11 protein-coding genes are annotated in these 14,627 nt (G+C 38.4%); 4 read left to right on the top strand and 7 right to left on the bottom strand.

The features are described from left to right. Positions 1 to 16: 16 nt before the first annotated feature. The 5 genes from QWY93_RS13995 to QWY93_RS13975 all read right to left on the bottom strand — a co-directional run bounded on the left by QWY93_RS13995 (position 17) and on the right by QWY93_RS13975 (position 7,908). A complete protein-coding gene (locus QWY93_RS13995; protein ID WP_290248977.1) occupies positions 17 to 2,017 on the bottom strand; it encodes a RagB/SusD family nutrient uptake outer membrane protein in 2,001 nt (666 codons plus the stop codon). Between the two features lie 21 nt (positions 2,018 to 2,038). Then, positions 2,039 to 5,545 carry a SusC/RagA family TonB-linked outer membrane protein gene (locus QWY93_RS13990; RefSeq protein ID WP_290248976.1) on the bottom strand — a complete coding sequence of 1,169 codons (3,507 nt, stop codon included), beginning with the start codon at positions 5,543 to 5,545 and terminating at the stop codon, positions 2,039 to 2,041. A 37-nt stretch (positions 5,546 to 5,582) separates the two neighbouring features. After that, positions 5,583 to 6,629 carry a FecR family protein gene (locus QWY93_RS13985; protein WP_290248975.1) on the bottom strand — a complete coding sequence of 349 codons (1,047 nt, stop codon included), beginning with the start codon at positions 6,627 to 6,629 and terminating at the stop codon, positions 5,583 to 5,585. A 602-nt stretch (positions 6,630 to 7,231) separates the two neighbouring features. After that, positions 7,232 to 7,408: an RNA polymerase sigma factor gene (locus QWY93_RS13980; RefSeq protein WP_290248974.1), complete on the bottom strand. Its 177-nt coding sequence runs from the start codon at positions 7,406 to 7,408 to the stop codon at positions 7,232 to 7,234. 2 nt (positions 7,409 to 7,410) lie between these two features. Beyond that, the gene (locus tag QWY93_RS13975; protein WP_290248973.1) at positions 7,411 to 7,908 is read right to left on the bottom strand and encodes an RNA polymerase sigma factor; all 498 of its coding nucleotides are present in this window, start codon (positions 7,906 to 7,908) and stop codon (positions 7,411 to 7,413) included. Between the two features lie 713 nt (positions 7,909 to 8,621). Between QWY93_RS13975 and QWY93_RS13970 the strand changes: the two genes are divergently transcribed. The 4 genes from QWY93_RS13970 (at position 8,622) to QWY93_RS13955 (ending at position 11,914) form a co-directional block, all read left to right on the top strand. Then, positions 8,622 to 9,698 (top strand): glycoside hydrolase family 43 protein, encoded by a 1,077-nt coding sequence (locus tag QWY93_RS13970; protein ID WP_290248972.1) that lies wholly within the window; start codon positions 8,622 to 8,624, stop codon positions 9,696 to 9,698. A gap of 183 nt (positions 9,699 to 9,881) precedes the next feature. Next, positions 9,882 to 10,904: a glycoside hydrolase family 43 protein gene (locus tag QWY93_RS13965; RefSeq protein WP_290248971.1), complete on the top strand. Its 1,023-nt coding sequence runs from the start codon at positions 9,882 to 9,884 to the stop codon at positions 10,902 to 10,904. 30 nt (positions 10,905 to 10,934) lie between these two features. Further along, on the top strand, positions 10,935 to 11,093 hold the full coding sequence (locus QWY93_RS13960) for a hypothetical protein (protein ID WP_290248970.1): 159 nt from the start codon (positions 10,935 to 10,937) through the stop codon (positions 11,091 to 11,093). Positions 11,094 to 11,104: 11 nt separating this feature from the next. Beyond that, entirely contained in the window at positions 11,105 to 11,914 is an 810-nt protein-coding gene (locus tag QWY93_RS13955; RefSeq protein WP_290248968.1) for a glycoside hydrolase family 43 protein, read from the top strand. Positions 11,915 to 12,159: 245 nt separating this feature from the next. Here QWY93_RS13955 and QWY93_RS13950 read toward each other — a convergent pair whose 3' ends face one another. Together QWY93_RS13950 and QWY93_RS20035 are read right to left on the bottom strand one after the other, a co-directional pair. Then, on the bottom strand, positions 12,160 to 14,322 hold the full coding sequence (locus tag QWY93_RS13950; RefSeq protein ID WP_290248967.1) for an alpha-glucuronidase family glycosyl hydrolase: 2,163 nt from the start codon (positions 14,320 to 14,322) through the stop codon (positions 12,160 to 12,162). A 22-nt stretch (positions 14,323 to 14,344) separates the two neighbouring features. Beyond that, entirely contained in the window at positions 14,345 to 14,620 is a 276-nt protein-coding gene (locus QWY93_RS20035) for a substrate-binding domain-containing protein (protein WP_290249791.1), read from the bottom strand. Positions 14,621 to 14,627 lie beyond the last annotated feature (7 nt).

Raw genomic sequence — 14,627 nt, 5'->3', positions numbered from 1 at the left:
GCATTTCGATTTAAAATTACCAACCTGGATTTTCTACCAAATTTGGATTCCTTCTGGTGTCATAGTTACCTATAGGCCAGAAGTAATCTCTTGGGGATATAAAACTCTGACTGAAAACCACCCTTTCATTGTTAAAGGATGAAGTCGTTTTACCTAGGATGTTAAAGCCGGTAATATCTTCATTGAGGTATTCAACTGCTTTTTTCCATCGCCTTAGGTCCCAGAATCTGTGCCCCTCAAAAGCCAATTCTATCAATCGTTCTCTATGAATAATTTCCCTCAAACCATCCTGAGTAGAAAATTTGTTGGGATTTTTAGAATAATTGCTCCAGGATTCCACCACTCCATTTAAACCAGCCCGTTCCCGAATTTTATCCAAATATTCGATAGCAGTGGTGGAGCCGGGATCTACCTCATTCAATGCCTCAGCATACATTAAATAAAGATCAGCCAATCGGATTTCTGGCCATGGGTAAACCACCCAACTAGGATTGGTGTTACCATTTGTTGTAGATTCCCAATGAACTAGTTTCTTAATATAGTATCCTGTTGAGTTCCAGTTGGTAAAATGGCCAAAACCAGCACCCTCAGAATTTTTTGCTTTCAAATAAAGGGTATTCTCATCTGCACCTGTATCATTGCCATCTTTCATATACCAAATCCCTCCATCAAATCCCAAGTCAGCATAAAATCTGGGTTCACGGTCAAAATTAAGTCTGGCAGTCTGGTAACCTGGCTCTATAAGGTACCTTTCATTTTCCTCAGCAGTCCTAATGGAAGTATAATCAGTAAAATTCAAAGTTTTATCTTCCTCAATAGGTACTCCATTTTCAGAATAAAACATTTTGGCCATTTTTATCGGTGCCGCCCATACTCCTTGTAAAATAAATCTATCTGATTGTGTTCCCCTTTCTAAAGGAGGCATACAAAGGTTTTGATTGATAAATTGGCTATTAGATAAGGCCCAAACATGTTCATCACTCCAGCGATTAGTTACCGCATTCCTGATGTTTAATTGGGTTTTCATTTCATCACTTAGGTCCAGCACATCATTTGTATATTCATACAATGCATGTCCGTTTGACTCTGCTATATCTATAGCTTCTTTGATTGCATCCCTGGCCCTTTCCCATTTGGTCGGGTCATAATCAGGGGTGAATAAAGCCATTCCGTCTTTATCCCTGAAATTGGCGTAATCACTGTTTCCATTAAACAAAGGACTAGCCGCATAAAGCAACAGTTTGGCTTTCACTGCCTTTGCTATAGACTTGGTAATCCTTCCCAACTCGGTATTTTCATCTGTAATTTTGCTTGGAAGATTGACCACTGATTGGTCCAAAAGATCTGCCATATAATTAACACAGGAATCTACTGGCATCCTTTTAAATTCGGGCTCTCCAATTGGAGCATTTTCTTTCATTAATGGAATGGGACCATACATTCTGAACAAGTAGAAATGGTAGAAGGCCTTCAAAAACTTCGCTTCTGAAATCCACCTTTTTCTTTCAAAAAGGGTCAGGTCTGGAATTTTGCTTTCATCCTGTACATTTTCCAGAAAGATGTTGCAATGACGGATTCCCCTCCAAATTTTAAGGTGTGACCAACCATTGCCGCCACCTTTTCTAAGTCCTGCCCATTCATCAAAAAGCGGGGCATCCTTGTTTTGTTGCCCTAAGGCAATTCTAAAGGCAGAATGCCAGTGGCTATCATTGGATTGGGGCAGCCAAATTTCATCTCCTGCCATCATACCTGCATTGTACCAGCCATCTCCATCTTTAGGTAAAAAGGAATAGCAAGTGAATAAATATTTTTCTGCCTCATTTCTTAGTTTGAAGGCATTATCCATGGTGGCAACATTGTCCGGAACGATATCCAGGTAATCGTTACAAGAGGCCAACCATGGCAACATCAACAAAACTGCTGATCGCAGCAGATAGTGCTTTTTTATCGTTTTGAATAGATTCGCTACTGGGAACCTTTGCTTCTTTTTATAATTGATTTGGAATTTGGTATCCATATTTGATTTTGATCTTTGGGTTTACAAATTGATTGAGAGGCCTAGGTTGTACACCGTCTGAATGGGGTAGTTAAGACCATTTCCACCCATTTCCACATCCCATAAATTGAATTTACTGATGGAGAAAAGGTTGATGCCTGACAAATAAATTCGGCCACTTTTTATTCCCAAACTTTCAATAGGTCCAAGATTGTAACCTATGGAGGCATTTTTAAGCCGTACAAAGCTCCCGTTTCTCATCCACCAAGTGGATCTTTGGTTATTAGGGCTTACCCTTGCGGTGCTTAATCGAGGCCAAAATGCATAAGGGTTAGGGTTCCCAGTGGACCAATAATCATCTGCTATGACCTGCAATAAGCCATTTTGATATCCTCCATTCTGGTAAAATGGCTGGATTGCCCATGGGTCAATAAAGAAAGATGAACGTGCTGAACCCTGGAAATAAAAATTAAAATCAAAATTCTTGTAATTGATGGAAGAACCGATTCCATAAATGATCTCAGGCTGAGTGGGGTAGCCAATAGGGACCACATCATCAGAATTTATCACCCCATCACCGGTAATATCCCGGTATTTGATATCACCAGCCATCAATTCCGTATTTCCAAATTGTACTGGAGAATTGGCTACCTCCTCTTCATCGATAAATAAACGTTCGGCGATATATCCCCACTGTTGGCTCAATGGATATCCTGTTCTGGTTAAGTGACCTAATCCTTCCTGATAGTTTAGCTCATCCACTTTTATTGCCTTACTAGTAGCATAGGTAAAGGTTCCTCGAACCTCTACATTTAAATCCTTGGAGACAGTTTTATTGTAATTCAAACTCAGATCCACCCCTTTGGATTCTGCTTTTCCATAATTGGACATGGGAGTAGCCATCAAACCTGAAGCATTATCTATATAGGTTAATGGCTGTAAAATTTGGGTTCTGGTTTGCTTAAAGGCATCAACAACCAATTGCATCGAATTATTCATCAAACCCAAATCCATACCTAAATTGATTTGCTCAGACTGTTCCCAGGTAATGTTTTCATTGGCATAACGGGAAATAGAAACCCCATTTCTGTAATATGGGGCGGCTCCATCATCTTTACCGAACACAGCTCCATAAGCACCATCATTAAGGTTAACATTGGAAAGGTAAAGGAATCTTTCATCCCTGTTACCAATCTGGTCATTACCAACAATACCATAGGTTGCCCTGAACTTCAGGTTAGAAATTGCTCCCCGCAATGGGGTGAAGAAATCTTCATTGGATATCACATATCCAAAGCCTGCTGAAGGGAAGAAACCAAAACGGTGGTCCTCAGAAAACCTTTCTGATCCATTATATCCAAAATTCAATTCCACTAAGTAACGATCATCATATCCATAGGTAAAACGACCGGAAACCCCCAAATTTCGGTTAGGTAAAGAACGAATCAAGCTTCCAGGATTACCCGCTTCATAATGCTGGATATAAGAAACCAACATCCCTCCTACTGAATGTTTTTGATCGAAAATCCTGTTGTAATCAATGACTCCCTGCAGCCAGAAAGTGGACTCCACTAATTTTTCGTCTTCTGTATAATTCAAATATTCTGTTCCAGGAGTACCAATGGAGTTTGTTCCTCCATCATTCAATACATTCAGGGAATAAGAACCATCTTGGGAATTAATAGACGCTTGATAGTAAAAAGGATTATAAAACCTGTTCAAACTGACTAAGGAATATCTTTTCAGATAAGTCATGGCCCTGACTTTTAATCCTTCGGTTATCATATCCAGATCTTGGTTTAATTCCAATTGTGGGTTGATATTAGAAGTTTTATAAGTCTGATAACCTTTCACCATTTCGGCATAAGGGTTAACATAAAGGGTCGATGTAGCCTGGGCATTACTATTTATAGTAGGAGCAGAACCAAATAAGGGGTGCTCTATAAATGGTAGTTTTTCCTGGGGATAAACAGCCGGGAACATTACCGGGTTGGCCCAAAGGGCGTTGTTAAAAGTGGCTGAACCTCCACCGATTGGACCATTATAATCATCAAATTGACCATAAACTCTTGCGGTTAGTTTTGTGGTCGGAGTAAGATTGAAGTCAACATTGGACCTGATTGAATAATTATTCAAGCGGATATTACTATTGAAATTATTGATCGGATCCACTTTGAGGTTTCCATTATCCCTATTATAAGTCGCCGCCAAATAATATCGTCCTTTTGGTCCTCCCCCACTCATATTGATATTATAGCCTTGATTAAAAGTATAATCCTTAATCAATTGATCGATCCAATCATTGTTGGGATACAAATAAGGATTTTCTCCTGCCCTGGTGGCATTGATTTTATTTTGGCTGTAGGTTGGGATGGCATTTGGTGACCTTGTAAGGGTAGCCTCATTGGCCATTTCCATATAGGTAATATTATCCGCCAAATTGATATTTCTGGTATTGGTGGACAGCCTGTTTTCAACCCTGAAACTCACCTTCAATGGGCCTGCTTTACCGGATTTGGTATTGATCAAAACTACCCCGTTGGCACCTCTTGCCCCATAAATGGAACTTGCCGCTGCATCCTTTAAAACAGAAAAGTCAGCAATATCATCAGGCTGAAGCCTTGCCATATCCACTGGAGTGGATTCAATCCCATCAATCATAATCAATGGATTTCTTTTTCCTGACCCAAAAGTGGACAAACCACGGATAAAGAAGTTTGAATTATCGGTCCCCAAGCCAGGTTCCCCACTGGTTTGAAATGAAATCACACCGGCAACTTTCCCTGCTAAGGCATTGGTAAGGTTGGAACTAGGAATTTTCAAATCCTCCACCTTAACGGTAGAAACGGAGCTGACCAAACTTCCCTTCCGCTGTTCACCAAAACCAACCACAACTACCTCATCCAATCCTTCCAAATTCTCATGAAGTGTAACGTTGAAAACGCTTTTGTTTTGCACTTTGATTTCCTGGGGTTTAAACCCTACAAAAGAAACCACAATGACCGTCTCCGGGTTTTCTGGTATATCAAGTGAAAACTCTCCATCTAAATTGGTAGCAGTACCAATTGTGGTGCCTTTTACCAACACCGTAGCACCAGGAATAGGGTTACCATCTTCAGCAGAAACTACCACACCTGAGATGGTCCTTTCAACTGCGGATTTTGGCTCGGTGTTTTTTTCCTGAGATTTTACATAAATGGTATTATTGACACTTTTAAACCTTAAATCAGTATTGAAGGAAATACCTTCCAATACTTTTAAAAGGCTTTCATTGTTGACCTGTATGGTTTGATGGCCAACCCCTATCATTTTTTCCTCATCATAGGCAAATCCGAAACCCGTTTTTGATTCTATTGCCTTAAATACTTTGATAATGCCCACCTTCTGCAGATCAAGAGAAAGGTAAACATTACTTAATTCTTTTTGTTGAAAATAGTTGCTATTGGAAGCTTTCGATTCCCTTGCCAAACTGCCATTGAAAAGCAATAGACAAAGTACCAATCTCAGGCATTTCCAATGCCAATTTTTAATGGGTATTTTTTTCTGCATAATAATTAGGGTTATTGTTGAATTGATTTTGGTTTATTTATCTTTTTTGTTTTACAAGCACCTTTTTCCCCTGTATATCAAATGAAAGATTGGATGAATAGCTCAAACCTATAAGGACATTTGACAAGCTCTGATTATTAAATTTTGCAGTATATTGCCCCCTAAGAGCTACCCCTTCATCCACCACAAAATCCACATCATACCATCTTGAAAGCTGTTTAAAAACTTCTGGGTATGTCAGGCGATTAAACTTCAGAATCTTTTCTTTCCAACCAATTAAGTCTTCATATTCATACTTGGCCTCAGTAAGGGATTTATCCTTCTTGTTATAAAAAGTGGCCTCTCCAGGGGTCATTTCATTAGTTATTCCCTCACTTGTCTGGACTTTTACTTTTCCGGTGACTACCGCCACATGGACTTTATCTTCATCCTTGTAGGATTTCACATCGAAGGAAGTACCTAATACCTGGGTCTTAAGGTATTTGCTATATATTTCAAAGGGATGTTCTGGGTCTTTAGTCACTTCAAAAAATGCCTGACCATATAGTCTTACAACCCTGTTTTCCTCAAAATCCTCCCGGTAACTCAACCAGGAACCAGAGTTCATTGTAACTTTAGTGCCATCAGGTAAAGTGTAAATTTTCTTAACTCCCCTAGGAACCCTCTTGCTAATCCATTCCACTTTTTTTTCTGGACAGGCTACTTGTTCAGACCTCCTGTTTGGACCGAAATACAAAAAGCCCAAAATCAAAATACTAGCTGCAATACCACTTGCCCACGCCAAAAGCAGTTTTGAATTACCATTATTCCCTTTGGTCTTAGAAACACTGTTGAATTTCTTGTTTTCTGCAAGCAATTTCTCCCTGATCATTTGATGATCCTCACTGCTCATTTCATTTTGCTCCTCCAGCTTCATTCCCTGAATGATTTCCTTGGCATGCCGGAGCAGGTGAACCTTTTTAGTGTTTCTGGTGCACCAATTATTCCAGTAGCGGTCCGATTTTGAAGTGGGCTGGTGTACCCATTTTACAAAATCAGGGTGTTTCAAAAAGTCTTCTATATTTTCAGGGTCAAACCTTTTCATTTTGGGCCATTTACTATAAGTGTCTCTTTCACATATATAGAGCCCTGAGATGTTAAAGTGACATCAAAAATTCTCTTTTTTTTTTAATAAATTTAAAACCGCCCTTTACAGGTTTTAAAGGCAGAAAAATTGTGTGAAAAAATTTCTTAAAAAAGTTATTATTGGAAGGAATTCCGAGGGGATTTTAGAAAATCAGAAAATGTTTTGAAGGGGCATTGTTTTTATTATCGGTTTTTGGGGTTTCCAAGTCCCTCCTAACCTGAGCTCGTTTTTAAAATTTGAGAAATAATATCGCTAACGACTTTGCCCCAATGGGATGCCTATGGAACGAGCATTTTTGCGATTTGATTAGAGTAAGATAAGTGCGAGGCAAACATCTTTGGTGGAGCCTCCCATGGGCTCCTTCCCTCAAATTCAACCCTAAGCCTGCGGAGAGAAGTATAATTAAATCGGCCTGAGGTATTTATTTTAGGTTAGGAATTGCAAATCCTGAACAGCTGGAAAAAATAAAAGGTCCGGAAGTTGAATCCGGACCAGCTAGGAAAAAGAAACTTTATATTTTTTTGAATTACTCCAACAATTAAAGACTACCTGAAAGCTTATTAAAAGGAATAAAACAATAAACCAATTAATACGAACAGGTCTCCATGGTACTTTTTAAGAATACTTGATAAACCATTTACGGCTTTATATAAGAGGTTCCTTGCAGATCGAACATGACCAAAACCCATCATGTCAGCAATCTCCTTATAGGAAAGCCCCTCAAAGTAATGCAGCATTATTATTTCCCTCTGTTTTGCCGGTAATTTTTGGAAGCCATTTCCAGCATTTTTTTGGTTTCAAGAGTAAATTGGGTATCAATGGATTTTATCCCTTCTTCTACAGTTATTTGGAAACCATCGCCCCTTTCGAAATCTTCAGAATAAGAAATCTTTTTATTTCTCTTCAATACTTTCATCAACCTCCTTCTGAAGCAAGCAAAAAGGTAAAATTTGATGGAGTCAGGTTGCTTTATTGATTTTTTGTTTTGAACCAGGTACAAAAACACATCCTGAACCACATCACGAATCAATTCTTTGTCATAGGTAATCTGGGTTCCATAATTAAATAATTTGTCTGAATACAAATTATATAACTCCATCAGAGCATCCTCGCTTCCGGATTTAAAATCACGCCATAAGTTTTTTTCAAAGGAATGATTGCCGTCTGATTTTTTTCCTTTTCCAAGTTCAGGATTTTGGACAAAAGTATCTGATTGAGAGAAATTTAATTTAGGCATTATAGGTTGGGGTTATTTGGGGTAATTAAGCTTCAAATCGGGTTTTTAACCTTTCATAAAAGGAGGTATATACCTTCCTTTTCACCAATGCACTTTTTGGATATTACAACCATAAACGTAAAGTGTTTTATTTACATTTAAAAAAAAATCCCAATTTATTTTTTATTAATACCCAAAAAACAACCCTCTACCAGCTGTTTTACAACACTTAAACCTATTTTTATTCTTCAAAAAAATATTATTACCCAATATAAAATTTCCAAACCAATAATTTTCACATGTAATTAAAACATTTATTATCGAAATAATACTAATAAAGATAATAAAGCAGTTGACCCAGTTTTTTTCAGCAAAAACCAAAATTTTAAATGATTAGAATTTCCCCTATGAAAAAATGGTATCATTACCAGCCCTTAATAACTCCCTTCATTTTCAAGGATATAATACCAATGGTTTTGGTCACCACGGTTTTAACCATTCCTAAGCTCTCTCTCATTTTTACTTTTCCTAGAGAGAATGGTATTTGATACTTTGGCAACGAAAGAGTGTTTATTTTTGAAAAACTCACCATTCTTTGCCAATTATTAAATTTTAGTGTAAAATAGACATTTATAATAAAGCTTTAATTTCGGATAGCATTGCCCTGAAAATTAAATTTCCGAAAGTCCACAGAAAATTTATTAAAAAAACCCTTTAATTAAACTCGAACTATCATGAAAAACTTTTTGAATTTCACCTTCCTATTAACCCTAATTTTAAGTTGTAGCCCAAAAACCAAGGGCAATGAGCAATCAGCTCAACAAAAAAGTGTGAGTGATCATTCTATGAGCGCCTATTTGATGGTTTATTTCAAGGATAATGATCATAGCCTGCACATGGCTTTAAGCGACGATGGATATAGCTTTACCGATATCAACCAAGGCAAAGCTGTGATTGCCGGGGATACCATTGCCGAACAAAAAGGCATCCGTGACCCCCACATTTACAGAGGCCCTGATGGCACTTTTTATTTGGCCATGACTGACCTTCATATTTTTGCCAAAAGAGAGGGAATCCGGGAAACAGAGTGGCAGCGACCTGGAGAGATTTATGGATGGGGAAATAATCGTGGTTTTGTATTAATGAAATCCAATGATCTGATCAACTGGTCAACAGCTCAAATAAGAATTGATAAGACTTTTGAGGGCTATGATGAAATTGGCTGTGCCTGGGCACCGGAAACCATCTATGATGAAGAGGAAGGTAAATTGATGCTTTATTATACCATGCGAAGAAAAAATGGCTTGAATAAAATGTATTATTCTTATGTGAATGATGAATTCAATAAACTTTTGACAGCACCCCAACTGATTTTCCAGTATCCCAAAGAGGTATCCTATATTGATGCGGACATTACCAAGGTTGGGGGTCAATACCATATGTTTTACACCCCGCATGATGGAATGCCGGGAATCAAACAAGCCGTTTCTGATCAGATAAACCAAAATTATAAATATGATTCCACTTGGTATGATTCTGAGCCTGAAGCAAGTGAGGCACCCAATGTATGGAAACGGATCGGTAAAGAAAAGTGGGTTTTGATGTATGATATTTATGGTATACAGCCACATAATTTTGGATTTAGGGAAACAACCGATTTCAAAAACTTTGACGACCTTGGCCACTTTAATGAAGGGGCAATGAAAGCCACCAACTTCTCCTCTCCTAAACATGGGACAGTAATCCACTTAACGGCCAATGAAGCTAACAAATTAGCTGAACACTGGGATTTGGATATGGAGTTTGAGTAACTAAAACATATATAGAGACACCTGATATTCGAACAGTTTTCGAAATCCCGGACTTTCCGTTTAAAAACAGTCCACAGACAAGCGTCAATGGCACCTGGCAGATTAGGGTATTAATAATGGTCCCTATTTCTTTCTCAACTCAAAACAAAATGAAAAGCTTATTAAACCCTATCCAAAACATTAATGAAAAAGAACTTAAATAGCCTAATTAACTTTATTGCATTGATTCTAATCACCTCCTGTGCATCATCAAAAAAAGATTTTAAAGGCTATCTCTTTGCCTATTTTGAAGGTACTGGCCCAGGGGAAAAACAAGAACAGTTGCGTTTTGCAGCAAGTGCTGATGCAAAAAACTGGAAGGCACTCAATGATAACGAGCCTATTATCCCTTCTTCTGAAATTTCCCAAACGGGAGGAATCAGGGATCCCCATATTTTACGTGGAAAGGATGGTGATTTTAATATAGTTGCTACAGATATGTATACCAGGAAAAATGGCTGGGAAACTAATCCAGGTATTGTGATGATGAAATCTCAAAATTTGATTGAATGGGAACATAACTGGATAGATTTTGCCCAAACCTATCCCGAACAGTTTGGCAATGTAAAATGGGTGTGGGCTCCTCAAACTTTATATGATGAAAAAGCAGGAAAATACCTGGTCTATTTTACTATTAGATTTCACCATAATCAAAAACTCGACCTATATGGTGCGTATGCCAATAGTGATTTTACAGGTTTTGAAAGCGAACCTTTCTTGATCTTCAGTGCAAAATACGGTTCTATTGATGGAGATATAATTTATAAGGATGGAGTATATCACCTATTCTATAAAGGAAATACCAAAGATAAAGATGGCCATGAATTTAAAAATGGCATTCAACAGGCAACAAGTAAATCACTAATGGGCCCTTGGAAGGAAGATTTTAAATATCTGGACACCTATGCCAACCAAAATACTGGTGTCGAGGGTTCTTCTGTATTTAAACTGAATAACAAGGATGAGTATATCTTAATGTATGACCTTTACTCCAGTCAGGGATATGAATTTCAGCGAAGTACTGACCTTTACAATTTCACCGATACAACCGAATCCTTTAACAAAAACTTTTATCCCCGGCACGGGAGTGTGATCGGCATCACCAAGGAAGAAGCTCAAAGACTCCAGGAAAAATGGGGAGGAGTACCAAAGGAGTTGTTGAAATAAATATTTAAAAATATCAACCTAAAAATAAAAATGATAAAAAATCCTATTCAATTATTACTATTGCTTTTGGGCTGTCTGGCCGCCAATGAACTGTTTGCCCAAAGCCCCAATGAAACCCTCCACCAGTTTACTTCCCATGGAAACCCTATTATTACCCACAAATATACCGCGGATCCAGCCCCAATGTAGAGGGAGATACCATGTGGCTCTATACTGGCCATGATTTTGAAGGAGGACAAAGGAGCTATAAGATGAAGGATTGGTTAGTTTTTTCAACCACTGATCTTAAAAACTGGACAGAACACCCGGTACCATTAAAAATAACAGATTTCTCCTGGGCCAAAAGTGGTGATGCTTTTGCGGGGCATGTGATTGAAAAAGATGGCAAATATTATTGGTATATCAGCACCAATTGGACGGGCATTGGAGTAGCTGTTGCTGATAACCCAGCAGGACCTTTTAAAGATGCCTTGGGAAAACCACTATTGACCAATGAGGATTGCTTTGCTTCAGATCATTCCTGGGCATGCATTGACCCTGCCATTTTCATTGATAACGATGGGCAGCCCTGGATATTCTGGGGAAATGGGGAATGTTATTACGCCAAATTGAAGGACAATATGATTGAAATTGATGGTGAGATCAAGCAGATAGATTTTGATGATTTTGTCTTTGAAGAAGCCCCATGGGTGCATAAAAAAAACGGAAAATATTACCTGACTTATGCTTCGGGATTTCCTGAAAAAATCGCCTATGCTACCGCAGACCACATTGAAGGCCCGTGGGAATACCAGGGAATATTGAATGAAATAGCAGGAAACAGCAATACCAATCACCAGGCAATAGTTGAGTTTAAGGGCAAGGATTATTTCGTCTATCACAACGGCAGCATCCAAAGGGATGGCAGCAGCTATAGCCGTTCGGTTTGCATTGACAAATTGGAATACAATTATGATGGCACCCTGAAAAAAGTATTGATGACTACTGAAGGGGTAGACCAGTTAAGGTAAAGGTTAAATCAGAAAAAGTCCATGCAAAACGTTTTGACAAGGACTTTTTCTGTTTCCATTTCCTGATGATTTTTCACCCCAATTTAAAATGGAGAAATAAGAATGAGTGATGGATAATTCGGAATGAATTTAGATAAAAATCAAACTTTTCAGCCTCTTTTTATCTTTTGGAGTGCCCCAAAGCTCCTCCAGTAATTAGGGTTAACTTCTTGTTTGAGTTTAATTAATTATTCATCATTGGATCCTTAAATTCCCGGCACAAATTGAGGATTATATTTTTTGTAATCCTCCAGAGTCTTTTTGGGATCGTCAACACCTTGCGGTAAAGGAGATTTTGAAAATTGTTGGAAATAAAGTAAACAAGCATTTTTCCACCATTTGGCTTCTTTTTCCTGAATTTTAAGAAAAGAAAGGATGTGTTTATATCGCTCATCATCTATTTTGCCTTCTAAAGTGCTCCATTGTTGTAATGCTTGAGTAGTTTGATCAACTCCTTTCTGGTAACGAAATGCCAATTCTTCCCAAAGTGTTTTTCCAGATTGCATTTGATAGGACCAGGGTAAGTGGTGGAACCAAAGCAGGTATTTTTCTGGACAGGTTTTAAGGTTGGTGAATTGGTTTTGGATGGTAGAGGAATATTGACTGAGGGCATTGCTTCCAGAGGATGTTCTATCAAACCCTATCCCGTCAGCCCCTGCTTGATGGTAATAGGTAGAAGTCCAGTCATCTCTGTGTTTGTCCGTAACCCAAGGGCCAGGGCCATAGTGGTGATTCCAGTCCATAATATGGTGAAGACCAAGTGGGGTCATATAGTTGACTACAGCCTCATGAGACTCCATCATAATGTCCAGGGAAGTGTTTATGAATTGGGGATCACTACTAAAAGTCATTTCAATCCAATCTTTCGCAATTTTTTCTGATTTTTCATATGGGTTCCAAGCCAGTTTTCCAAATGCATACCAATTGGCCTGGCCAAAATGATTGCCGGTCCAGTTTCTTGCAGTGCCGATATTGGAAACTCCTGCCATGCCGCTTAAAGGGTGGTTTTCTAAACTTCCATCTATGATTTTTGCAACAGTGGAGCCTGGACCTTTAGCATTAATATCTGTACTTAATATTTCTTCGTAAAGTTTGGACAAATAAACCAAATGAGTGCCTTGTCCAAGGTATTCCTGAGTGATCTGAAATTCCATCATTAGAGGTGTTTGAGGCATTGCTCCAAAAAGGGGATGGACAGGTTCCCGGGGTTGAAAGTCAATGGGGCCGTTTTTCACCTGAACCAATACGTTATTATCAAATTTTCCATCCAAAGGTTTAAATTCGTTATAAGCTTGTTTTGCCCGGTCATCAGGTGTGTCTTCACTGTAAACAAATGCTCTCCACATAACAATTCCTCCAAAGGGTTTTAAAGCTTGGGCCAATAAATTGGCTCCATCGGCTTGTGTCCGGCCATAGTTATGGGGACCGGGTTGCCCCTCTGAGTCTGCTTTAACCAAAAAACCCCCAAAATTTGGTATGTAGGAATAAATTTCTTCTGCTTTTTCCTTCCACCATTTTTGGACATTTTTGTCTAGAGGGTCAGCTGTTTTAAGATTGCCAATTTCTATTGGGGCACTGAATCTTGCGGTTAAGTAAACTTTGATGCCGTAGGGTCTGAATACTTCTGCTAATGCTGCTGCTTTTTTGAGATAAGAAGGAGTTAATACTAATGCGTTGGCGTTTACATTGGTCAAAACTGTGCCATTAATTCCGATAGAAGCATTAGCACGTGCATAATCTAAATATTGCTGATCAATGTGGTCAGGTAACAAATGCCAATTCCAGATAGAAGAGCCTGCATACCCTCTTTCGACCGATCGGTCCAAGTTGTCCCAGTGATTTAATACCCTTATTTTTGTTTTTGGAATAGAAGTGATGTTTAAGTCCGAGATACTCTTGTGAGTTTGAATTAATTTTAAGAACTCAAATGTTCCATAAAGCAAAGCTAGGTCTGAATTTCCTGTAATTACTGTAATGGGTTGATCTTTGAAAAAGGTGCTCTTTATGATAAATCCCTCTTGGCCAAGACTATCTAATTGTTTTTTATCAACTAATTCTATGAGCCAAGGGAAATTGTCTCGAGTACCAATAACGAGATTGTGATTTTCAATGTTCTTTTCAGAAAACTCTGGACTAGTGAGCAGCATTCCCTTAAATGCCTTGGTCAATTCATTTTTAATAATATTAGTGGTAGAGGAATTTTGCGGAAGTGTGATTTTGTGAGTGTTTTTTCGATAAGCATCGACCAATTCTGGACTCTCAATTTTTGCGTATTGCAACCAGAGATTGTATCCATCCTTGCCATAAAGCGTGTCGTATAAAAGGCAAAACGAAACAAGGACGAAAAGAAAGAATGAAGGTCTTTTCATAAAGTAGAAATTTTATTTTGGGTTAATAATTTTTTTTGTTGGTTTTATCTCTCAATGAAGAAGCTCTGAAGATCAATTCAGAGCTTAAAATGATAGTATTAGTATTGTTTAGAACACCCTTTGATTTACCTCCAAGGTGATTGATGAGATTTTTCATGGCCACTTCCCCCATTTCGTGTCCTGGGTAAAAGGTCGTAGTTAGGTTGGGCTCAATGAGTCTGGATATCCTGTCTTTGTTAAATCCGACGACTGAGATATCATCCGGAATCTTAATTCCTTCCTGTTTGAGCGTCTGGATGCAATTT

Origin of the sequence: Echinicola jeungdonensis (assembly GCF_030409905.1) — a bacterium.
In the GTDB taxonomy this organism is placed as follows: Bacteria; Bacteroidota; Bacteroidia; order Cytophagales; family Cyclobacteriaceae; genus Echinicola; species Echinicola jeungdonensis.
Note: the sequence above shows the minus strand (reverse complement) of the source record. Positions and strands in the feature narration are given on the sequence as shown.